The 21661-nt window shown below is 60.7% G+C and carries 21 protein-coding genes and 1 tRNA gene; 16 read left to right on the forward strand and 6 right to left on the reverse strand.

What is annotated here, in order from left to right:
• The first annotated feature begins 84 nt into the window (after positions 1–84).
• Positions 85–525 (forward strand): thermonuclease family protein, encoded by a 441-nt coding sequence (locus tag MTR64_RS21590; protein WP_419144971.1) that lies wholly within the window; start codon positions 85–87, stop codon positions 523–525.
• 15 nt (positions 526–540) lie between these two features.
• Here the strand turns inward: MTR64_RS21590 and MTR64_RS19730 are convergent, their stop codons facing one another.
• A complete protein-coding gene (locus MTR64_RS19730; protein ID WP_243996255.1) occupies positions 541–1140 on the reverse strand; it encodes an SOS response-associated peptidase in 600 nt (199 codons plus the stop codon).
• 744 nt (positions 1141–1884) lie between these two features.
• On the opposite strand from MTR64_RS19730, the gene MTR64_RS19735 reads away from it, so the two are divergent.
• A complete protein-coding gene (locus MTR64_RS19735) occupies positions 1885–2460 on the forward strand; it encodes a hypothetical protein (protein WP_243996256.1) in 576 nt (191 codons plus the stop codon).
• Between the two features lie 174 nt (positions 2461–2634).
• On the opposite strand, the gene MTR64_RS19740 is transcribed toward MTR64_RS19735, so the two are convergent.
• The 5 genes from MTR64_RS19740 to hsdR form a co-directional block, all read right to left on the reverse strand.
• Entirely contained in the window at positions 2635–3639 is a 1005-nt protein-coding gene (locus MTR64_RS19740; protein ID WP_243996257.1) for a hypothetical protein, read from the reverse strand.
• A 178-nt stretch (positions 3640–3817) separates the two neighbouring features.
• Positions 3818–4306 carry a hypothetical protein gene (locus MTR64_RS19745; protein WP_243996258.1) on the reverse strand — a complete coding sequence of 163 codons (489 nt, stop codon included), beginning with the start codon at positions 4304–4306 and terminating at the stop codon, positions 3818–3820.
• On the reverse strand, positions 4303–5595 hold the full coding sequence (locus MTR64_RS19750; protein WP_243996259.1) for a hypothetical protein: 1293 nt from the start codon (positions 5593–5595) through the stop codon (positions 4303–4305). Before MTR64_RS19750 ends, MTR64_RS19745 begins: the two co-directional genes overlap by 4 nt.
• Positions 5596–5642: 47 nt before the next feature.
• The gene (locus MTR64_RS19755; protein ID WP_243996260.1) at positions 5643–7091 is read right to left on the reverse strand and encodes an N-6 DNA methylase; all 1449 of its coding nucleotides are present in this window, start codon (positions 7089–7091) and stop codon (positions 5643–5645) included.
• 11 nt (positions 7092–7102) lie between these two features.
• The gene (hsdR, locus tag MTR64_RS19760) at positions 7103–10492 is read right to left on the reverse strand and encodes a type I restriction-modification system endonuclease (protein ID WP_243996261.1); all 3390 of its coding nucleotides are present in this window, start codon (positions 10490–10492) and stop codon (positions 7103–7105) included.
• A gap of 691 nt (positions 10493–11183) precedes the next feature.
• On the opposite strand from hsdR, the gene MTR64_RS19765 reads away from it, so the two are divergent.
• The 14 genes from MTR64_RS19765 to MTR64_RS19830 all read left to right on the forward strand — a co-directional run bounded on the left by MTR64_RS19765 (position 11184) and on the right by MTR64_RS19830 (position 21306).
• Positions 11184–11357 carry a helix-turn-helix domain-containing protein gene (locus MTR64_RS19765; protein WP_243996262.1) on the forward strand — a complete coding sequence of 58 codons (174 nt, stop codon included), beginning with the start codon at positions 11184–11186 and terminating at the stop codon, positions 11355–11357.
• On the forward strand, positions 11354–12007 hold the full coding sequence (locus tag MTR64_RS19770; protein ID WP_243996263.1) for a hypothetical protein: 654 nt from the start codon (positions 11354–11356) through the stop codon (positions 12005–12007). The genes MTR64_RS19765 and MTR64_RS19770 overlap by 4 nt, the downstream gene beginning before the upstream one ends.
• A complete protein-coding gene (locus MTR64_RS19775; protein WP_243996264.1) occupies positions 12004–13383 on the forward strand; it encodes an AAA family ATPase in 1380 nt (459 codons plus the stop codon). Before MTR64_RS19770 ends, MTR64_RS19775 begins: the two co-directional genes overlap by 4 nt.
• A 286-nt stretch (positions 13384–13669) precedes the next feature.
• Positions 13670–13846: a hypothetical protein gene (locus tag MTR64_RS19780; RefSeq protein ID WP_243996265.1), complete on the forward strand. Its 177-nt coding sequence runs from the start codon at positions 13670–13672 to the stop codon at positions 13844–13846.
• Positions 13847–14180: 334 nt separating this feature from the next.
• The gene (locus MTR64_RS19785; protein ID WP_243996266.1) at positions 14181–14465 is read left to right on the forward strand and encodes a hypothetical protein; all 285 of its coding nucleotides are present in this window, start codon (positions 14181–14183) and stop codon (positions 14463–14465) included.
• A gap of 102 nt (positions 14466–14567) precedes the next feature.
• Positions 14568–15005, forward strand: coding sequence for a hypothetical protein (locus MTR64_RS19790; protein ID WP_243996267.1), 438 nt, complete (start codon positions 14568–14570; stop codon positions 15003–15005).
• A gap of 146 nt (positions 15006–15151) precedes the next feature.
• Entirely contained in the window at positions 15152–15355 is a 204-nt protein-coding gene (locus MTR64_RS19795) for a hypothetical protein (protein WP_243996268.1), read from the forward strand.
• A gap of 4 nt (positions 15356–15359) precedes the next feature.
• Entirely contained in the window at positions 15360–16499 is a 1140-nt protein-coding gene (locus MTR64_RS19800) for a tyrosine-type recombinase/integrase (RefSeq protein ID WP_243996269.1), read from the forward strand.
• A gap of 21 nt (positions 16500–16520) precedes the next feature.
• Positions 16521–16594 (forward strand) — tRNA-Gly (locus MTR64_RS19805).
• 212 nt (positions 16595–16806) lie between these two features.
• Positions 16807–18039 carry a tyrosine-type recombinase/integrase gene (locus MTR64_RS19810; RefSeq protein ID WP_243996270.1) on the forward strand — a complete coding sequence of 411 codons (1233 nt, stop codon included), beginning with the start codon at positions 16807–16809 and terminating at the stop codon, positions 18037–18039.
• A 243-nt stretch (positions 18040–18282) separates the two neighbouring features.
• Positions 18283–19443, forward strand: coding sequence for a hypothetical protein (locus MTR64_RS19815; RefSeq protein ID WP_243996271.1), 1161 nt, complete (start codon positions 18283–18285; stop codon positions 19441–19443).
• A 94-nt stretch (positions 19444–19537) separates the two neighbouring features.
• The gene (locus MTR64_RS19820) at positions 19538–19726 is read left to right on the forward strand and encodes a helix-turn-helix domain-containing protein (protein WP_243996272.1); all 189 of its coding nucleotides are present in this window, start codon (positions 19538–19540) and stop codon (positions 19724–19726) included.
• A 5-nt stretch (positions 19727–19731) separates the two neighbouring features.
• Positions 19732–20211 (forward strand): helix-turn-helix domain-containing protein, encoded by a 480-nt coding sequence (locus tag MTR64_RS19825; protein ID WP_243996273.1) that lies wholly within the window; start codon positions 19732–19734, stop codon positions 20209–20211.
• Positions 20212–20214: 3 nt separating this feature from the next.
• Positions 20215–21306 (forward strand): tyrosine-type recombinase/integrase, encoded by a 1092-nt coding sequence (locus tag MTR64_RS19830; RefSeq protein WP_243996274.1) that lies wholly within the window; start codon positions 20215–20217, stop codon positions 21304–21306.
• The last annotated feature ends 355 nt before the right edge of the window (positions 21307–21661 follow it).

Consider the following 21661-nt stretch of genomic DNA (forward strand, 5'->3'; position numbering starts at 1 on the left):
CCGTGCCGGTGGCAGGGAGAGGCCCGGCCCGCAAGTCTGGCGCCGCATGTGGTCTCGCCAGGGCCGCGCGTCTCATCATTGTCCATGCTGGCAGCACTCAATGACCTCACGAAAGCCCTTCCGCCGACACTGGTCACGCCCGGCCAGCGATACGCGGCCAGTATCCGGCGGGCCCGCGCATGGCAGACCGTGCGCCTGGGCATGATGGTGTTCCTTGCGGTATTCGCCGGCGGCATGGTCGCCACGCACTGGGAGGCGCTCTCCGCGGCGTCCGGGCTGGACCGCATCGCCCAGTCCGACTGCCCGTTCATGCACGTCCACGATGGCGACACGATCCGCTGCGGCACGGAGAAGATCCGCATCGAGAACATCGATGCGCTCAATGCGTTTCTGCGGCGGGGCCCGGTTCGGGTATCCCGCAGCGGAACAGACCGCTATGGCCGCACGCTGGCAAGGCTCTCAGTCAATGGCCAGGATGCCGGCGCCTTTCTTATTTCCCGAGGACTGGCACACGAATGGCGCTGAGGCAGGCGGACCGACCTAACGCCGCCACCCTTCGGCCGTCCGGTCGACAGCCAGAGGCCCGTTCCAGATCCGGCACAGCGCAAAGGCCTCTTCTGGCGCCCCCTCAGTCCAGCGAGCCCAGTCATCACGGCGCAGGATTGTCGGCATACGATCATGGACGTCGGACATCTGCTCGCAGCCGTCGACCATGACCATGGAATAGGCGTCACCCCATTCGTCAGTCGGACGCCAAATGCCAGCGACGGCGAATAGATCCTCGCTAGGCAATGAGTACCAGGTGCGGGTCATTCTGCCCTTTGCACCTTCGGCCTCCGCCCATGCGGACACCGGGATCAGGCAACGCCTCTTCGCGAAGCTGTCACGCCAGAACGAGGTGTGCAGCTTGTCCTCGCGCGCATTGTTCACCGACTTGGGCCTGAGCGGCTGCCCGGTCTTCTTGCTCTTGGGGACCAGCGGAAAACCCCATGACATGGTCCGGCAAGTGCCTTCTGCGATGACCATGCCAGGATATCCCGGGTACACTTCCTCACCAACGTTGGCCCGGTCGGCAGCCTCCACATCAAACATGCGCGCGATCGCCTGGGCCGGAGCGGTCAATTTGTAGAGATTGCACATGTTGGCATCATTCGCGGCTCAGATAGGCCAGTCAACTGGCGGGCGCCCGCCAGTTGACTGGCAACGCGATGAGAACGTAAAAAGAACAAATAGAGCGAGTCGCACAGCACTAGCTCGATGCACGCTGGTTTTCTTGGATCTGTGAGGTGTTGAAATGCGCTGGTCAGCCGAAGGGCTGATAGAGCCAACGTGTATCCTTGAGGCAGCGACGTTTCACCGATCGGTTCGTGTCGTCTGCGGGTGTGGTCACGCGAGCCGTTTCGAGGCCCATGGCCTGTGGTGGCATTTCGAGCGGAGGGGTTGGGATGACAGTCTGAACAAGGCTGCTCTCCGGTTCTGGTGCCGGAGATGCGCCTCGCAGATGCTGCGCAAGGTTAGGCCAATGGCGGTCGAAGCGGTGCCATGGGCAAAGGGCGATTTCGAGCTCCCATGGCCGGACGAGAGGATTTGGAAACGGGCCACGAGCCGGTTGCGATGAGGAAAGCTGGCAGCATGACCGGTAAAGCCGAAGTTATGGATGTTCTTTGCCGGGATATTCCCCTCATTGCCAAACTCTTGGTCGAATAGGCCAACTTTGACCTTTTTCTGTGGCGAGGCACTCAGTCCACCCATCGGCACCTGAAAATACGCAGTACGGTTCGCGGAGCACCTTTGGTGCTTCAAAAGTCGCAAGTTCTGAGGTCGCCTTGATCGCCTCACCGCCAAATGCGATGGCCACGACCACCCTTATGACAGGCAAAAAACATGGCGCGAAATCTTTGGCAGACACCCCTCCCCCAGTCAGTTTTGGAAGTGACAGGGGCTGTTGCTGTATTCGGTGCAGGTGTCCTCATCGGATCGACACTGAAGCCCACCCCTGCCGACTGGATAGGTTTTCTGGGTGCGCTAATTGGTGCAGGTCTGACAGTTGCAGGCAGCATCTATGTCTTGGATCGCGAGCGCACCCGCGAACTGCGGCAGCAAGCCAATTTGCTCACGACGCTTCTCGATGAAGTCGATCAGGAATGCATCCCGTTTCAGGTCGCCAATCAGGCAGCACTGCTGGAAAGGTACGGACGGACTGCGAAGGAACAAGTTGGGCGGCTCATCGAGGCCATAAACAGGGTCCACCGCTTTAAGGACAGCATCAAGCCCACTACAGCCCGCATGATGAAGGTCGAGGACGCAATAGCGCAATTGGAGGTTGATCCCGAGCTTGACCAACAGGCGAAGCTAGCCGGACTATACCCAGAAAGTGCTGATTTTGGAGGTCTCAACGCGATCGGTCATGATATCAAAGGACAGATTGCCAATGTCAGACACGAACTAGGCCAAGGCTGACGTCAGCGACGGTCAGTGACACGCTAGGCACCCTCGCAAGTGGCGATATGCCGGGAAACCACCCCACGAACGGACGGTCGCCACCGCCCATGCAAGGGGCAATGAACCTGTTGACACTCGCACATGACCTGAAGACACCCCGCCGCAGCATTGCGAGTGCAACCTTTTCAAGTCTCACGCATCAACACTCTCACCGACCGGTTCCCGCAGCGCACCGATCAGCCTCCGCACCAGCATGTCATCATCCGCGCCCTTCCAGCGGTTCATGAAGCGGCACACGATCTGGACGTTGTCGGGCGTGTAGTGACCGCTGCTGTCGATGCGGTCGAGTGACGCGAACATCTCCTTGTCGTCGGTTTCACCGTCATAGCCGAGCGGCAAGCCAGTCAGGGCGCAGCGGTCTTCCTGCTCACCCATCTTCACCCGCAAGAGGCGTTCCCATTCCATACGGTCGAGGGAGGTGACCTTTTCCTTCACGCGGCGCTCGACAACCTGCCCGTTGGCCTGCGCCACTGTCTGGAACAGCATGTCGATCATGCGGAAGGCAGCTCGCTCTCGCGGCGAATAGGTCTTTGCGCCTTGCTTCTTCGCCGTGGCGGCCTTGTCCTTGAACAGGGGCAGGTCATGCCAGAAGTCCAGCGGGTCCCCGTTCACGAGCGCCATGGCATAGTCGGCATAACCGCGATCATTCGCGATGGTCTGGAATGTGGCCTCCGTGGAGAGGAAGTCGCGGGCCTTCGGATGGAGCGCATCCCAAAGCAACGGACGCCCTTCCCGGTCCTTGTTCGACCATGGCTGGCACGGCTTTTCGATGTGCCAAATTTCAGGCCCGTCCCGCTTGGAGTTCGTCGAGGGTCTGATCTCCTCGCGCAAGTCACCGGGCATCGTGACCGACCACCAGAGGTCATTTCCCTGGCGGCTGATCCAGATATCGTCCTCGGTGTCGCGCATCTCCGAGACCAGATTGTACCAACGCCCTGCCGTCTGCTTGCTGGGTGGCTTACCCAACGCGGTCAGGGCTTGAGCCTGCGCGGCTTCGATGAAGCCGTCACGGTCTCCCGCCTGCCAAAACCCGTGCACGCTGACGTTGTCGATGGTGATGACGGTATTGTGCGCCTTGGCCACCGGCCAGAGCGCATTGCCCTCCCCGAAGTTGGCGATGTAGACGCGACCGGTCATGATCTGCTCACTTTCTGCTTGTTTGAAGTGACCGTGGTGACCTTGGCATTCACCCAGGCCCGCAATTCATCCCATGTCGGGTGCCGGACACCTTACCGGCCAGGTCGATGATGGACTGGTAGGAAAGCGGCAGTGCTGCCGGTGCAACGGGTTGCACTGGGGTAGGCCTAGGCACCCATCATCCTCCCGGCTCCTCGCCAGCCAAGGGGAATGGGGTGTCGATGATCAGTGGCCCCTTTGGAACAAAGCCATGGGCCAACGCTCCTTTTCCTCCCCGCTTGGGTAGCTTGCCGATTTCAACGGGGCTTGAGAGCCGATGCAGGCCACGGACCGCATAAAAGCCCGCAAAAGCCCCGTCGTTCTCGGTGCTGGGAGGTCGGTAGGGTTTCCAATCCTTTCCCGGCTTACCGCCCTTCGCTTCCCGGTACTCGACGAAGCGTGCGCGATAAGTTGCTTTGGGACTGCCCGGCGCAGGGTCTTCGGAAGCATAGAAGAGGACATCGGCAGGGTGTTCAGGGTCGATCTCTTGCTGAAGTTCCCGCAACACCTGCCAGGCATCTGTTCCGAAGACGACCAAGTCTTCGACCGTCGGCATGGTGGCGCCGGACTGGAGATGCACCAGCGGCACCGGGGTCAACAGACACACATCGGCAGTGGGTTCGGTCATGCTGCGGCTTCCTTCGGCTTGCGGCCACGTTTGGGTTTGGGGGTGGCGGCGCGCTGGGTGCGGATGCGGGCGAGGAGGGTGCTGGCGGGTTCGTCGGCGGGGTCCTGAGGGACCAGTTCGCCCCGGAACGCCTTGGCGAGCAGCGCGGCCTCCAGCCGGTCGATCAGCGCGCGGGCGCGGGCGGCTTCGGCTTCCATTCGGTCGGCGTGGGCGAAGGCTGAATTTATCAACGCAAGCCCAGCTTGTCGCTCATCGTCAGGTGGCAATGGCAAGCGCAGCGAGGCAAGGTTCCCCTGCGTGATGTTATGCATCGAAATACCGCTTGCAGCATCCTCGACCTGCGCCCTGCCAATCGGTGACCGCAAGAAGGCGAAGGCCCACTCCTGAAAACCATCGCGAACGCGCAACCTGAGTACCTTGTCGCTCAGGTAAAGGTTGCGAGGTTCCTCCTGCACTAGGGACACGCGGCCAACCAAGCTCAACGACCCGCTCGCACGTGCCAGAAGCAAGTCCCCCGCGACGATGCGGTCGCGCTCAGGCGGGCAATAGCTCTCTGGCAAGGTTTTACTTTCGAGAGGTCGGAAGATCTCGCTGCTGACCGCGCTGACCTTCACCACACCCTTTTCCTCCGGCAAAGGAGGGCGCTCATCGCATTTGAGGTTTTTGCCCGCGTGGATCATCAGATCCAAGGATGCCAAAGTGGGCCAATGAGCTTGCACTTCCTGCCCAAAAACTTGAGCCATGACTTGACGGCGCAGGCGTTCCGCGAGGACCGGCACCCGATCCAGTTCCGCCCGCGCGCGGGCGAGGCGGGCGGCCAGCGCGTCCAGCTTCGCGACGATGCGGCGCTGTTCGGCCAGCGGGGGGAGTGGCCAGACAGTTCGCCGCACAAATTTCATGTGCCGACTGTACCCCTTGGCAGGAATTTCTACCGCCAAGAGCGCATAATATGCGTACCGAATATCAGCTGCCCCGGCCGAAGCGAGGACCTTCACACCATCAGCGCCTTGTACAAAGGGTGGCGAGATCAGCTTCACACAACGCGTATGATCACCGAACACCACTACCGTTTGTTCGGTTGTATGAACCAACTCTGCTCGGCTCGTGTAACCACCGACAAGCGCTTGACCTTGGTCAATAACCTTGAACGGCCCGTCCAGATCATAGTGCTTTTCGGCAAGCTTTCGCTTGCCATCGGTGATGTCATCAAAAAACTCTTCGAATGAGCACCATCCCCAGTTGAAAGGTAGCGTCACGGAACTCCAAACGCCGCGTTCTTGATCGTCCATCACTGGTTGGTGCTGGCTTTCTCGAAGCGCCTCAATTCCTTGGCTTATCATTCGACTTCCAACTCACCGACCAGCGCGCCAATCTCCTCCAACGCCACCATCAGATGCCCCTCGATGGCCGCCGCGATGTCCTCGGGCGTGTCGAGGCCGTCCTCGGCCTCGTCGCTGGTGTCCTTGAGCCAGGTGATGTCGAGGTTGTCGCCGCGCGCCGCGATGGCCTCGCGGGTGAAGCAGCGGAACCGGCCTTCCTCGCCAGTGTCGGTGCGCGAGGCGAGGCCCAGCGGGTCGGCTCCGAAGGCGGCGACAAAATCGGCAAAGTCGGCACGTTTGAGGGGGTTGGTCTTGCCATAGGCAGGCGCGCCGGAACGCATGTCGTAGATCCAGACCGCCTCGGTGGCGTCCACGGTCGGGGCTTCCTCGTCGGCGCGGGTGAAGAACAGGACGTTGGTCTTGACCCCTTGCGCATAGAAGATGCCGGTGGGCAGGCGCAGGATGGTGTGGAGGTTGCACCAGCTCATGATGCGCTGGCGCAGCTCCTTGCCGCGCCCGTCGTCAAACAGGACGTTGTCGGGCACGACCACCGCCGCGCGGCCACCGAGCCTGAGGGCGCGCACGATGTGCTCCACGAAGGGCAACTGGAAGGAGGAGACGCGCGAGGTGATCGTCAGGTCATCGCGCGTCGGCGGGCCGCCAGCGGGGCCGAAGGGCGGGTTGGAAAGGATGAGGTCGGCGTTCTTGAACTGCGGGGCACTGCCCTTGGGGGACAGGCTGTCGCCCAGGACCATGTTGTCCGGGTCGATCTTGTGGAGGTGCAGGTTCATCAGCAGCAGGCGGAAGGTATCGGGCACGTTCTCGATGCCCCGGATGGCCTGGCCGAGCTGGAACTTCTGCTGCGCGGGCGACAGCTCGAAGTAGTCGTCGGTCGCCTCGCGCATGGCGTGGTCCGCCGCGATGAGGAAGCCGCCCGTGCCCGAGGCCGGGTCCTGGATCACCTCGCCGGCGCGTGGCTGCATCAGTTCCACCATGACCTCGATCAGCACGCGCGGGGTGAAGTACTGCCCTGCCCCGCGCTTGGTCTCCTCGGCCATCTTCTGGAGGAGGCCTTCGTAGGCATCGCCGAAGGCATCGCGCTCGGCGGTGAACCAGTGCAGGCCGTCGATCGCCTCGATCAGGCGGGTGAGCGTGGCCGGTTCGCGCACGACGGTGGTGGCGTTCTGGAAGATGGCTACGATGGAGCGGTCAGCGACCTTTTCAGGGTCTCCAAGGTCAAGCAGCGCCTTCTTGTAGGTGGTAAGCACCTCGGCTTCGTTCGCGGCCTTGATCGCGCCCCAGCGGTAGGCCTCGGGGATCTTGCCCTCGTCGTGCTGCTCGGACGCCATTTTCAGGAACAGCAGGTAGGTCAGCTCGGTGACGTACTGCTGGTAGGTGATGCCGTCCTTGCGGAGCAGCGTGCACAGGCGCCACAGCTTGGTGACGAGGTCGGAAGCGGGGTTCAAGGGGTACTCTCCTAAGCGGCCTGGCCGCTATCCCAGATGGCGCTGTTGAGGTCCATGAGCACCTCTGAAAGCTTGTGGTCAAATTCCTTGTCGATCTCGGTGAAGCCGCCGTTCTGGGCGAAGGCCCCATCGGCGAGCATGACGGGATCGCCGACGGGCTGTTCCCTCAAGGCACGTCCGATGCGGCTCAGCCAGCGCTTCTGTGCAGGCGTCCAGTCGCGGCTGGCGAGGATCTTCTGCACGCCGTTCTCGACGCGGGTCTCGTAGGGCACGAGCGGATCGCCCAGCGCGGCCTGGCGGACAAACCCGATGATGTGGGCGGCGATGTCGGCATTGCGCGCGCTGCCGTAAGCGCGGCGCAGGGCGGCCTCGGAATAGCCCTGCGCATCGAGCAGGAGGGCGATCTCGCGCAGCTCGGCCCGCGTCAGGTCGCGCGGCTTCTGCGTGGCGGCGATGAGGGCGGGCACGAGGTTCATATTGGCCTTCACGTAGGCCTCGAAGCCCGAGATGTAGTCGGCGGGCGAGGCCTTGTCGCCGAAGTCATCCTCGACCGAGATCAGTTCGTCCTCGTGAGGCGCGACGAAAATGCCTCGCCCATCCCTGCCGTTCGCGCTGTAGAGTGCCTTTGGGAGAGAAGGGTACTGGCGGAATAACGACAGGGTCTCTTCGGGATCAGATGCCCTCAATTTTTCAACCAGTGCATCGAGCGATCCCAAATGGTTTTCAATTTTTGTCCGCTGCTCGTCGCCTAGGCGCCTGATAGCATTCTGAAGCTTCACAACAATTTGGTCACGCACGACTGCCCTGTCGGTTTCAGTGGGAGCCCGTTCGAGATCACGCACCAAATCTGTGAAGGATAGCTGAGGCTTCACCACGACTGGATGCATGTCGGTGAAGTCTTGAAGGTTGGCGTAGATGTCGACCGCGTCGAAGATGCGGAAATAGGCCTTGCCGATCTCGTCGCAGCGGCGCGTGGCGCGCCCGATCATCTGGTCGTAGAGAATGCGGCTGTTGACGCGGCGGACAAAGACGAGGTTGGTGATCGCGGGCACGTCGATGCCTGTGGTGAGCAGGTCGACGGTGACGACGTACTTGGGGCGCGGGTCGTTCTTGAAGGCCTTGATAGCATCCAGGGGCTTGTCCACGCTGCCAGTGATCTTGGCCACGATGTCGTGCGGCTGGGGGCCGTATTCTTCCTCCAGAGCCTCCCTGAGCGCCTCTATGAGGATGTCGGCATGGTCATCCCGCGCGGCAAACAGGAGCGTCTTGCCGGGCTGCTGAGGCGGGCATTCGACGGCAATGGCCTGGGCCACCGCCTTGTTGAACGGCTCGGTGTAGACCTTGCGGTTGAACTGGGCGACCTCGAAGTCGACCTGGTCCTCAAGGTCGAAGAGGTTCACCTCCCCCGTCTTGGGGTCGATGATGGTGACTTCCTCGCCCTGCTCGAAGCTGATGCCGGTCTGGCTGAGCGCGGTGGTGATGCGGCGCGGAGGGCGGTGGTCGATCAAGTACCCGTCGATCACGGCCTGGCGGTAGCCGTAGGAGTAGACCGGTGGGCCGAAGATTTCGCGGGTGTGCAAAGCGGGCGTGGCGGTGAGCGCGATGGTGGTCGCATCGAAGTAGTCGAGCACGCGGCGGTAGGCGGAAAGGTAGTCATCAAGCGTGCGGAAGGCGAGGTCGTCCTCGCGCAGCTCGGCATCCAGCGTGTAGCCCCTGTGCGCCTCGTCCACGATGATGAGGTCGTAGGTACCGGGCGTGGGGCGTTCCGGCCCCGGCTCGTCGAACAGGCGGCGTACCATGGCCTGCACCGTCGCCACCTGGACGCGCGTGGAAGCCTCGGGGAACTTGGTCGCCAGGTCGGCCACGTTGAACACGTCGCTGAATTTGAGGAAGCCCTGCGTGTCCGTGGTAGCCATCGCGTCGAGGGTCTGTCGCCCCAAGGCGTTGCGGTCGACGAGGAAAAGGATGCGACGGAACCGCTTGGCGCGCAGCAACTCGTACATGAGCGCGATGGCTAGGCGCGTCTTGCCGGTGCCGGTCGCCATTGAGAGGAGGATGGACTGCTGCCCTGCCCCGATGGCATCCGTTACGGCCCCGATGGCGTCGATCTGATAGGGCCGAAGCCCGGAGACGCCCAATTCCCGATCTGCCTGTACGCTGGCAGGTTCGCCGACTTCCTGTTGCAGGCGCTCTTCCAAGTCGCGCGGCGAGAACCATTCCGCCAGTGCCTTCGGCGCTTCGCCGGTACGCGCGTTCCAGAACCAGATGCCGGACTTGGTGGCCAACTGCTTGACGTAAGGGCGGCCATTGGTCGCAAACATGAAGGGCACACGGAACAAGTCCACACCCTGCGCCCATGGGCCACCAAGGGGCTGCTCGTCCTCACTGAGGATGATGCCCCGCGCATACCGCTTGGCCTGTGACAACCTGCCTGGAACGTCAGTAGAGCCCCTCTTGGCCTCAACCACGCCGATGCAGCGGCCATCCACAAACAACGCATAATCCACCGGCCCGGTTTCGGTCGGCCACTCGGCAATTGCCATGTTCCGCCCGACGACAGGGCGGGCACCAGAGGCATGGCGAAGGACCACGCTATCCACTTCCCAGCCCGAGGCCCGCAAAGCTTCGTCGATGAGGACACGGGTAGAGGCCTCGTCAAGTTCGATGTTGTCGGCGGCGGTCGCAGCGGCAAAGGCGAGAAGGTCAAGCTGCTGCTGCGGCGCGGCGGCTGCCTGCTCCTGCAACTGCGCAATCTGGGTTTCCGCCTCACGTGCCTTTGCTTCGGTCTCGGCGGCGTACTGTTCCCAGAACTGCCGCTCCTCGTCGCGCTGGCTGGCAAGGTCCACCGCTGACGCCCTCGCAGCCTCCGCGTCGGACGCAGCAAGCCTTGCCTGCGCCTCTGCATCACGTGACGCTGCCACCTCATCACGAAGCGCCTGCATCTCGCGCTCCAGGTGCTCCGTCATATCGACGGGCGGCGCTGGCGGCACGAAAGGGCCGGGCTTGAAATTCGGCTGGTGGCGGTAGGTCTGGTAGAACCACACAGCGAGGCTTCGGGCGAACTTCAGCGCCGTCAGCGCCTCGGAGGCCGTGCCAGCCTCTTCATGCACGGCGCGGTTGCCAGCCTGCTTGAGGTGGTAGAACATGTCCGCGACCTGCCGGGGCAACTCCGAGCGCCTACGCAGCGAGAACAGCACGTCGTCAAAACTGGGGCTGCCTGCCGGGAGAACCCCGTGCGCCGCTGCGACTTCCTTCGCCAGCAATTCCGCGAACGTGCGCAACTTCGCCAGCGCAGACGGGGCATCGTCGCGGAAGTAGCGTTCGGCAAGGGTAGCAAGCCGCCGAAGTCGATCGTCGCCTGACTTAGACAAAAACTCGAAGTTGATCGAAGTAGTTTGCACCAAATGACGATAGCGCCAAGTCGCGAACGCTCAAGGGGGCAAAACCGTTTGCGCTTCGCTATCGTGTTCATTGCTGCCGGCGCGGACTGTCATGACTGGCGATGTGAAATTACCCGAAATCCCGGAATTTGTATCACGGCAGATCTGCTACCCTCACCCCCTTGGCACCTCCGCAGTACATCTAAAGGGTGGTACCCTTCGTAGCAGCGGTGTCTCGCAACGGATGTGAATGTCCGGCTGGTGGTCCGTATGCGGAAAGGCCGCTTAATCCGGCGCCTCATTCCGTTCGAAAACTTTGAAGTCGGTATCTTTGGGGGCTTCGTGGACTGATGCCGCCCCTCTTTGGCAGCATCGCCTGTGGTAAATCGCATCCGGCGAAATCGCGCATACCATTGGCATGAGTTTCGCAGTCCGAGACAGCCGAACTCCAATCGGTCAAAACGCCACCGACGATCAAGTACATAATGATCGTTGTTCTTCTAGCGCCGTCATCGAGGAAAAATGGAGTTATCGATGCCTGATAGACAGGATGGATGGTTGAGATGGATAGCTGGGTGAGGGTCTTGTACAGCAACAATGTCAACTAATGGATGTTGGTTAATTTTGGTTATTATAGAAGTATATCGAAGGTGTTCGATATTGACGTAAAAGAACATCACCCAATGGGGGGGCAAACCCATAGGTGTGAATTTTGAAGACTTACCTCACTAATGAAGAAGCCGCCCAATTTCTTGGATGGAAGCCTGGAACGCTGGATCGGCGCCGATGGCTCGGCCAGGGCCCCAAGTTCTGCCGCGTCGGACGTTCGATCCGCTACAAGGCTGAAGACCTCGAAGCCTTCATCGTGTCGGGAGAAGCCCAGTGACCCTCGACATCGAACGACTGCAGGCTCTGTTCCAGATCGGCGGTGAAAACCCCATCACACTTCGGGCCTTGGCGCCCAAGGGCCAGGCCTTGTCTGCACGCAACTTGAACTTCCGCGCTACCGAGTTCCCTTCTGTAGAGGCACGATGGGCCGCGTTTGCCGAGCAGGCCCTGCACCTCAACGATACAGGTTACAACATTTACACATGCATGAACCCGATCTTGCCGAATTTCACTGGAGATGCCGTCAAAGACGAGCACATCTTGTCGCGGCGTCTGCTGCTCATCGATCTGGATCGCAGCGACACCAACGATGCGCCAGCGACCGACGACGAGATCAAGCTGGCAGGCCATGTTGCAGATGACATCGAAGGCTGGCTTCGCGAACGGTGGAACAGCGAGCCGACGCGCGTCATGTCAGGCAACGGCATTCATCTTTACTATCCGCTGGATGACTTGCCGAACGACCAGGCCTCTCGTGATCACGTCCGCAATGTGCTCAGCAGCCTTGCCGGGCAATTCGTCAATCCGACGATCAAGGTCGACACCTCGGTTAGCAACGCTTCGCGCATCACCAAGGTGCCCGGCACCATCGCGCGTAAGGGAACGCCGACCGAAGGCCGTCCGTTCAGGAAGGCGGTGTTCCAGTGACACTCACGCTGACTGACCTGAAGCAGATCACCGATGAACTGGGTGGTCTGAAGCCCAATAAGGACTCACAGTTCAGGCCGATGCCTGCCTTCGATCATGACCTAGAGATCATGCGAAGCGCGCTCGCCTCAATCCCGCCCGATGTGCCGCGTGGCGATGGGACGATCTTCAGCCCTGATGGCGGCCCAGTCGATGATTACTGGTTCGGTGTCGTCTTGGCAGCACGGCGCGAGGGTGGCGAGGCCGCGAAGGAACTGGTCCGCGAATGGTCCCGGTCCAGCGACAGGTATTCTGATGACGGTTTTGAGCAGGCGTGGGCCGAGTTCGAACCTGAGCATCCGAAACCGGTGACGATGAAGTCAGTCTATCGGTTGGCGCTGTCGTTCGGCTGGAAGCGGCCTGCTCGCGCTTCACGCTTCGAATTGCTCGACCGTACATCCATTATGGCCCTCAAGCCCATCGAGTGGCGGGTGAAAGGGCTCTTCCCGAAGGAAGGCATTGGCGCGATTTTTGGACCGAGTGGCTCCGGTAAGTCCTTCCTCGCCATTGATCTCGCGATCCGGCTGGCATCCGGAAGCAACTGGTTTGGACACAAGACTGTCCCCAGCGCCGTCACGTATGTCATGCTGGAGGGTGAGGCAGGCTTGCGCAACCGCATCGTTGCTTGGGAACAAGCCAACGCCGGCGAGGTGCCCCTAAACTTCTCGGCGGTTACGCAGAGCTTTGACATCGCGGTGCCTGAAGATGTCGAAGACCTCGCAGCAGCGGTTCCGCACGGTGGCGTCATCATCATCGACACGCTCAACCGGGCAGCGCCCGGCAAGGACGAGAACTCCAGCAAGGATATGGGGGAAACGATCGCGGGTCTGAAGAACCTGCAGAAACTTACAAACGGGCTGGTTCTAGTAGTTCACCATACCGGCAAGGACACATCCAGGGGGATGCGTGGGCACAGTTCGCTACCGGCGGCTTTGGACGGCGCGATCGAGGTGAAACGGAACGGGCAGCAGCGGTCCTGGTCGGTGGCCAAGGCCAAGGATGGAGCCGACGGCATGGAGGTCCCGTTCAAGTTGGAGTTCGTTCACCTCGCCTTCGACGCGGATGGCGAAGCGATTACCAGTTGCGTTGCGGTACACGATGCATTTCCTTTGGTGAGCACGAAAGAACCGCAAGGTAGGCTTCAGAGAGACGCGCTCAACGCGATCCGTTCCAACCCCGGGACATGTATCAGTTGGGATGAGGCAGTTTCGGCGGTGGCAGCCTCGTTGAGTGTCCCATCGAATAAGCGGTCCTACGAGGCACGGCGTGTTTTGACTGATCTCATCAAGCACGGGTTTCTCACGCAAGACCCGACAACCAATGAAATCAGCGCCTGATGGTGTCCAATAGTCCCACCCCATAGGGTGGTGGGACTATTTGGACAGTCCACCACATCCCAAAAGTCCAAATTCGACATTCCGGACTTTTAGGACAGCAACAAGAGAGGCAGAACTTGCACAATAGCACCTCCAATATTTCCAGCGGACATGCGGTATGAGGCCGGGTTATCGGGCCGAAGCCGAAGCTTTCGCAGCTTCTTTGGTCACCCATCTGTTTGCTCTACTGCAGCAGTGTGGCCTCCAGAATACCGAACTCACTGACGTTGAAGTCCCAGGTGACAATATGACTTACACGGTAACGCTGTCGCCGTGGCGTGGCTCTGGTCGTCACTTCTGGGTGCGGCCGAAGGGGCGCAAGCGTACGCCGTTCGTCCGTGGCTTCGTCGATGTCAACGAGAGCGGTCTCTGGTTCCAGCCGGAGCACTATATCCCCGACAGGTCGCGCCGGCAGCGCGTGTGAACCTGATCCAGCAATTCACATAGGGGGCAGTGCGGCGATGTGGCTGTGTTTGGTGAAGTCGCCTGGGCACTCGAGCCCAACGAACTTCGGGCAGCGGCAAAACTAGTCACGGCTGATGGCCTTACAGATCACAATGTCACTAATATTATTCGCCGACAGGGTCTCGTCTGGCGAATGCTTCCATTGCAATCCATACCCTTGGTATAGATGAAATTTTTATTTTTCCGCGCCTTGACCCCGGACTCGCGGACTCCTACGATTTCAAGCGACCCGACCAGAGGCGGCAACCTCCAGCCGGGTCTGACCATCAACCGTCTTTACAGGAGACGACTCAATGGCTGATCAGCCGACTAGCAGCGCAGGCGACGCCTGGGCCAGCATCACCAACATTATCGACACTGTTCATCAACAGCTTCAAGCAGGCACGGGCGACATCCCCGCTGCCGAGGAACGTCTGGTCGCAGCCGAAGAATTGCTGCTGACCATGAAGGCGCCCAACATCGACGCGGTCATCCGAAAACTGCAGATGCTCTGGGAATACCGCCTCGAAGGGATGCACCTGGACGCAGTGTCCCGGCGCCAGATCCTCGACGACCTGCGGCATCTCGCAGCCGCCTGATCCACACCAGCGACTGCTGAACCGATCGGCCGACGACGCGCTGTGCGTCGCCGTGCCCGACTCTGCTTGAAGGAATTGTGCATGAAGCTGCCATCCTATCTGATGACTGAACTTGTCCGCCGTCTTGAGCGCGACGTCGACCGCAAGAAACTGACCCGGATCATTGAACCGCTCGGCCTCACGCTGGATGAACCCGGTCCCCCACCTGACACCGACGAGATGGTAGAACGCTACGATACCCCGTGTGATGTCGGTTCATTCGTCCTTGAGGGCCGGCTTGAACTTCTGGGGTTCTCAGTCCCACTTCACTTCCGGGTCAACTACGCCGGGCGCATCACCAGTGATGATCCGATGGACGTACTCTTCGGGGGTCCCTCAATCACGCTCGATCTGCTGACCTGGACCGAAGACAAGCCTTCAGTACCTGAATGGGTGCCAGTCGGGCCGGGCATCTTCAGCAACGCCATGGTCGAACGGGTATGGGGTGAAGTTGCCCTGCATGCCCTGGATCAGGCCTACGCGCCGGAAAATGACACGTAGACCATTGGTATACATGGACCTTCTTCTAGGTCGAACGCGAACATGCGCATATCTGGACGGCTTCCAGCAACTATGAATGGAGGCCGTCTTGATTACCATCAAACACTACACTGTTGGACGCTGCAACGACAATGCAGTCTGAACGCATGAGCCGGATCAAGATACACTATCCAAGCAAGGCCAAGGTTCGGTCAGCTGCTGAGGCGCTTCACGATCTCCGTGTTCAGGGGTTGGACGTTGCCGCAATCGAAGTTGCCCCTGATGGCACCATCAAGGTCATGAGCAGTGCGGCCTTCCCAGTTGTAGCTCGGGATGAGTTTGAAAAATGGGAACAGGACGGCAGGCTTTGACGTCATGAACGGAGGCCCACGCATCCTAAAAGTAGCCCGTAAGGGCAAGAACCTGCGCTGGTACATTTATGCCTGGCGCGACGGCCCTCAGGTGCGCGTGGCAGAGCAGCCCTCCCGACCTCGCCTGACCCCCGCTGACATAGCCCGCATTGCCGAGTTGCAGGCGGCCGATCGCACTCTTCCCACCTCAACCTGTGCCGGCGCGATCATGGCGTTCAAGCGGTCGAAATACTGGCGCGATCTCGCGCCTAGCACGCAGAAGACATGGGGCATCGCGCTGGACCGGATCGAGGCGAAGTGGGAACAGGTCCCGATGCGCGTGCTCGGCGACGCGCGAATGAAGCCGAAGGTCGTCACCTGGCGAGATGGAATTGCCGAAACGAACGCCCGCGGTGCCGACATCGCGGTGATGGTGCTGTCGATGTTCCTCGAATGGTGCGCCCTGCAAGGTCTTTGCATCGGCAACCCGGCAGCGGGCATCCCCACGGTCTATCGCCGCAAAGACCGCGCGCCGGTCGTCTGGCTGCCGGAGGACATCGAGGCTATCCGCAAGGTCGCCCAGCAGCCGCTGTGTGACGCGATTGCGCTGGCCGAGCTGACCGGCCTGCGCCGCGCCGATCTCGTCACCCTTCGCTGGGATGAGGTGGGCGATCTGGCCATCACGCGCATGACTGCCAAGAAGTCGCGCGGAAAACGCTACCGCGTCAGTCTTCCGCGCCTGCCCGAGCTGGACGCCCTTCTCGTCGACCTGAAGAGCAGGCCACGCAAGGAGGGCGTGGAGACGGTCCTTGTAAACCAGCACGGCAACAGCTGGGCAAAGTCTGGGGATGGCCTGAACAGCAGCTTTGACGATGCCCGCGCCAAGGCGAACGACGGCGCCGGGATCTACTATGTCGAGCGAGATCCCGTGACCGGGGAAGAAATCAGGCTGGCCAAGCGACTCCACGATCTCCGCGGCACTTTCGCCACCCGCCTGATGACGCACCCCACCGCACGTCTGACTGACCGGGAGATTGCCGACCTGATGGGCTGGAGCGAGGAGCAGGTTGGCGAGATCCGTAAGAGATACGTTGACGATGCTGCCATCGTCGTGGCACTAGGCCGCCGCCTCAGTGGAAAACGCACTGGAAAACGGCGCGCATAATTCAGCCTAAGTGCTTGAAATGCGGGTGTAGCTCAATGGCAGAGCAGAAGCTTCCCAAGCTTACGACGAGGGTTCGATTCCCTTCACCCGCTCCATTTTCCTGTCCGCCAATGTCCGCAGGCGTCTAGACAAACCCCCAAAATCCAAGGTATTTAACGGCCATCAGGCCGCAAGCGTTCACTCGCGTCCGCATTCAACCATCGATGCATGGGGGTATGATTGGGGGGTATATGCAAAACGGCCAAGTCGATACCCCCACGCATGGGGGTATATTGGGGGTATAGCCCCCTGAAAGGCAGGCAATCCCGTGGCTTTGACCGATGTAGCCATCCGCAATGCGAAACCCGGCACAAAGGCGATCAAGCTGGCAGACGGCGGCGGCATGTTCCTGCTGATCACGCCAGCCGGAGGCAAGCTCTGGCGGCTCAAGTATCGTGTCGATGGGCGCGAGAAGCTGCTGGCCATCGGGGCCTATCCTGAAATCGGACTTGGCGAGGCCCGCAGGCGGCGCGAGGAAGCGCGGGAACTGATCGCCCTTGGCAAAGACCCTTCGCGGGAGAAGCAGCGTGAGAAGGTCCGCGCCCGCATACAGGCAGCGGATACGTTCAAGGCGATCTGCGACGAGTATTGCGAGAAGCGGCGGCGCGACGGGACCAAGGGCTGGGCACCCGCTACCGCCACGCGCAGCGAATATCTGCTGTCTCTGGTCTGCGGGTCCATCGGCAAACTGCCCATTGGCGAGATTGAACCGGCGGACGTTCTGACAGCCATTCGCCGGATCGAAGGCAAGGGAAAGCTGGAAAGCGCGCGGCGCAGCCTGCAACTGGCGGGGGCCGTGTTCCGCTATGCCGTGGCAACGGCGCGGCTGGCGTCAGACCCTACCCGCGACCTGCGCGGCGCACTGACTGCACCAACCGTCACCCACTACGGCGCGATCACCGACGCAAAGAAGGCGGGCGAACTGCTGCGCGCGATTGATGATTACGAGGGAAGCGGTATTACAAAGCTCGCCTTGCAGATTGCGCCTCATGTGTTTGTCCGCCCCGGTGAACTGCGCCATGCCGAATGGAGCGAAATCGATCTGGACGGCGCGCTCTGGATCATCCCGGCGGGCAAGATGAAATCCCGCAAGACGCACCACGTGCCGCTATCCCGGCAGGCTGTTGCGTTGTTCCGCGAAGTGTATGAAGCGACTGGGCCGAACGGCTACGTCTTCCCGTCAACCCGCACGCGCGTTCGCCCGATGAGCGAAAACACCATCAATGCTGGCTTGCGGCGGCTGGGATACTCCACCGACGAAATGACCGCGCACGGCTTCCGGGCCATGGCTTCCACGCTCTTGAACGAAAGCGGCAAGTGGAACCCGGACGCAATCGAGCGCGCGCTGGCCCATGGCGATACCGACAAGGTGCGCGCTGCCTATCACCGGGGGGCGCACTGGAAAGAGCGGCTCGATATGGCGCAATGGTGGAGCGACTATCTCGACACGCTGCGCAAGGGTGCGGACGTTGTGCCCTTGCGCACCAATGGCGCTGCCTGAATTTCAGGATTCATTTTCCCCGACTTTGTGCAGCGGCATAAGTGCTGCATATTGAATATTCCCGATCTGTTCTCATAAGTGCAATTCGGGGATAGGCAGGCCAGCCGACAAGCGCGCATCCCACGTGCTTCCCCGCTTCGATTTGGGAGCCGCGAGGGAAGCGGATTGGGCGACGATACCAAGAAAACTAATCCTCTCACGGAGGCAATGCGAGCAGACCCCCTGGGTCGAGCGCAGAAGCAGTTGATCGAACTGCGCGATCATTGGGCGAAGCATGGCGTTTCGACCTCGCCAGTTCCCTTGTCACCGAAGGACCCAGAAAAGCCGGGACGCGACTGGCTTCCTGAACCTAAGTGGATCAGCGGCGGGGACGCCTTTGAGATACTGCGCCTGCAAACCGAGCCGTATGAATACGCGCCGCCTATTGCGCGCATATGCCAGATCATTGCCGATCAATGGGATCGCGAAGAAACTGGCTTGAACTACGCCTTGGACAGCCTTCCACCAAGCCATGATCTGCTTCGAGATTTCGCCGTTGGTTCCGTCCAGTGGTTTCGGGCGCTTTACAGCTTGCTGATCCTGAAAGGGGCAGAAGACATCGAAGGGTGGGAAGGACTGGTCAGCGATCTTTACGAATGGGGCGTAATGTATGACTGCTTGAGAATCCGAACGCGGGATGTGTTAGTGAATGCGCTTGAGCATCACTGGTCAGTTCACGAACTGTCATTGCCCGAAGCCAAACAAGAGCCAGTCTGGTCGTTCCCCAAAGCGATGGCTTGGATAGCGACCAGAGACTACCTCGCCTTGGCTAGAATGCCTGTCTTCACCCGACCGACAAGCGAGGCGGAAGAGGCTGTCGCGATTGATGGCGTTTGGAAGTACGCGACGAAGGCCCTTGGTTGGCTGCATTGCGAAATCGCGTACAGGCACTGCAATTGCGGGGCGCTGCCCGATTTCGGAGTAAGAGCATACAAGCATTGCACGTGCATCTCTGTCGCCTGGGAGGAACTGGTGCGCTTCAGGGGCGGCCTGTCGACAGACACGCCAGAACTTGTGTTCAATCTCCAAGAGGGCTGGCTATCCATGACGTGGCCCGAGGGGGCAGACGACATTCGTTTTCTGCGCCGGGACATTCTTGATCGCTGGCCCGCGCTGCCTGCCGTTCAGCCAGAGGCACCTGCCATCGGGCATTCGACGACGATCGGCGAGCAGGAATGCCGCGAGTGGCTGGCCAAAGAGTTTGCCGCTGATCCCGATCGGCGACGCTCGAAGAAAGACTTTCGCGAAGCTGCGCTGGCCGCGTTTCCGGGTCGATTGAGCGAACGCGGGTTCAATTTGAGGGTCTGGCCCGATCTGGCACGCGATCATGGCCGCGATGGCGCGGGGGCAAAGCGCAAATCGTAACGCCAAATCGAATCGCCAGTATTTCGCGACCGCTATTCGATCAATTTTTGACTGCCGATGTTTGGCCTCGTTCAATCAGCAACGAGGTGTTTCCATGCCGTCCGAAAAGCCCAATCTTCCGAAGATCGCCTACAGCATCCGCGAAGCCTGCCACGTGTCCAGCCTGGGCAGGACCACGATCTACAACCATATCGCAGCGGGCCGTCTGCGCGCGAGGCGCATTGGTGGACGCGTCGTCATTCCGGCGGAGAGCCTGCACGCTCTGATCGAGGGGCAGGACTAACCGCTATGCCCGCTCGCCGGGTCAATCCTAACCGGGTGAAGCTGCACCGCAGTTACAGCGTCGAGGAACTCGCGCGCTGTCTCGACGTGCACAAGAACACTGTGCGGCACTGGCAAGCCAAGGGTCTGGTGCCGATCGACAAAGGCCGCCCGGTGCTGTTCCAGGGGGCAGCGGTGCGTGACTTCCTGACCAAGCGCAATTCCAGTCGCAAGACACCCTGCTCACCCGGAACCCTCTACTGCTTCCGCTGTCGAGAGCCACGCGCCCCGGCGCTGGGCATGGTGGATTTCGTCCCCATGCGCCCCGGCAGCGGCAACCTGCGCGCGATCTGTGAGTGCTGCGAGACGGTCATGCACCGGCGAGTCCGCGAAGTCGATATTGCCAAGGTCATGCCCGGTTGCACCGTCCAATTCACGCAAGGCCAGCCAAGCCTAAGTGGGCAGACCGCACCTTCCCTGAATTGTGACTTCAAGAGGACAGGCTAAACCATGGCAAAACACAACGCATCGAACGAACGGGTGAAGCGTGAATATTTCCGCTTCCTGGCCGAAGCCAAGGGCCGCGACACCGCGACGATCGACCGCGTGGCGAAGTCGCTTGCCCGCTTCGAGGCCGATACCCGGCACAAGGACTTCAAGCGGTTTCACCGCGAACAGGCGGTGGCCTTCAAACGGCGGCTGGCCGAGGCAAACAGCGAGCGTTCCGGCGATCGGCTCAGCAAGGCGACCATGCAATCGACCTTGCGCGATCTGAAAGCTTTCTTCGAGTGGCTGGCGCGCGAACCGGGTTTCCGCTCGCATATCGAATATGCCGATGCCGACTATTTCAACCTTAGCGAAAAGGATACGGCGATAGCCCGCGCCCGGCGCGAGAAGGCTGTGCCAACGCTGGTACAGGTGCGGCACGTCCTGTCGGTCATGCCGTCCGCCACGTTGCTGGAGCGACGCGACCGGGCGCTGGTGGCCTTCGCTGCCATTACCGGCGCGCGGGTAATGGCACTGGCAAGCTTCCGGCTTGGTCACGTTGATCTGGAAGCGGGGCACGTCGAGCAGGATGCCCGCACTGTGGCGACCAAGTTCGCCAAGAGCTTCCGCACGATCTTCATGCCCGTCTGCGAGGGCGCGCAGGAGATCGTCGCGGAATGGGTAACGGAACTGTGCGACATGCACCTATTCGGTCCCAATGATCCACTGTTCCCCGCAACCGCGATTGGTTTGGGCGACGACGGCGGGTTCCAGCCGCAAGGCCTAGCCCGCCACGGCTGGTCATGCAGTGGTCCGATCCGCGATGTGTTTCGCAAGGCCTTTGAACGTGCAGACCTGCCCTATTTCAACCCGCACAGCTTTCGCGACATGCTGGTGCGCCATGCCATGTCGTTGGGCTTGACGGCAGAAGAACTGAAAGCCTGGAGTCAGAACCTCGGTCACAGTGACCTGCTGACGACTTTCACCAGCTATGGAACGGTGCCGCTTCACAAACAGGCGGAACTAATCCGCGCCGCAGGACGCAAACCCGCCAACGATCTGCTCGACGATCCCGACATTCGCGCGCTGATCACCAAAATCAGGGGCTCGCCGTGATCGACGCATAACGTGTGATCTCCCGAGGCGAATTTAAGCTGAGCGTTTAGCCACTCGACTCGACATGTTCTCAAAGGAAAAAAATTGTATTTCATTGATAAAAAATTTCGGATTTCAATTGCTTGACACTCTTCCAGTAGATCAGGATATTTATACTCAAGGGTGATCGTAATAAGTAATCATGGAGGCGATTCGGGCGTGGGGGCGAATGAAATCACTTTCTTCGATTGATGTGTTGGCGGTGTTCGCGGGCGCCGCGCTTGTCCTTTCCTCGACACCCGCGTTTGCGGCGACACGTCCGAACGACCTTTCTGGCGCGAGTCGTGCGCAGTATGACCGGTTGCAGCAGGACCGC

Source organism: Novosphingobium album (ex Hu et al. 2023), assembly GCF_022832385.1.
Classification (GTDB): domain Bacteria; phylum Pseudomonadota; class Alphaproteobacteria; order Sphingomonadales; family Sphingomonadaceae; genus Novosphingobium; species Novosphingobium album.

Bases quoted from the DNA above. Each gene is read 5' to 3' on its own strand.
- MTR64_RS21590 (WP_419144971.1), top strand. From the start codon at position 85: ATGCTGGCAGCACTCAATGACCTCACGAAAGCCCTTCCGCCGACACTG.
- MTR64_RS19730 (WP_243996255.1), bottom strand. From the start codon at position 1,140: ATGTGCAATCTCTACAAATTGACCGCTCCGGCCCAGGCGATCGCGCGC.
- MTR64_RS19735 (WP_243996256.1), top strand. From the start codon at position 1,885: ATGGCGCGAAATCTTTGGCAGACACCCCTCCCCCAGTCAGTTTTGGAA.
- MTR64_RS19740 (WP_243996257.1), bottom strand. From the start codon at position 3,639: ATGACCGGTCGCGTCTACATCGCCAACTTCGGGGAGGGCAATGCGCTC.
- MTR64_RS19745 (WP_243996258.1), bottom strand. From the start codon at position 4,306: ATGACCGAACCCACTGCCGATGTGTGTCTGTTGACCCCGGTGCCGCTG.
- MTR64_RS19750 (WP_243996259.1), bottom strand. From the start codon at position 5,595: ATGGACGATCAAGAACGCGGCGTTTGGAGTTCCGTGACGCTACCTTTC.
- MTR64_RS19780 (WP_243996265.1), top strand. From the start codon at position 13,670: ATGACTTACACGGTAACGCTGTCGCCGTGGCGTGGCTCTGGTCGTCAC.
- MTR64_RS19785 (WP_243996266.1), top strand. From the start codon at position 14,181: ATGGCTGATCAGCCGACTAGCAGCGCAGGCGACGCCTGGGCCAGCATC.
- MTR64_RS19790 (WP_243996267.1), top strand. From the start codon at position 14,568: ATGACTGAACTTGTCCGCCGTCTTGAGCGCGACGTCGACCGCAAGAAA.
- MTR64_RS19795 (WP_243996268.1), top strand. From the start codon at position 15,152: ATGAGCCGGATCAAGATACACTATCCAAGCAAGGCCAAGGTTCGGTCA.
- MTR64_RS19800 (WP_243996269.1), top strand. From the start codon at position 15,360: ATGAACGGAGGCCCACGCATCCTAAAAGTAGCCCGTAAGGGCAAGAAC.
- MTR64_RS19820 (WP_243996272.1), top strand. From the start codon at position 19,538: ATGCCGTCCGAAAAGCCCAATCTTCCGAAGATCGCCTACAGCATCCGC.
- MTR64_RS19825 (WP_243996273.1), top strand. From the start codon at position 19,732: ATGCCCGCTCGCCGGGTCAATCCTAACCGGGTGAAGCTGCACCGCAGT.
- MTR64_RS19830 (WP_243996274.1), top strand. From the start codon at position 20,215: ATGGCAAAACACAACGCATCGAACGAACGGGTGAAGCGTGAATATTTC.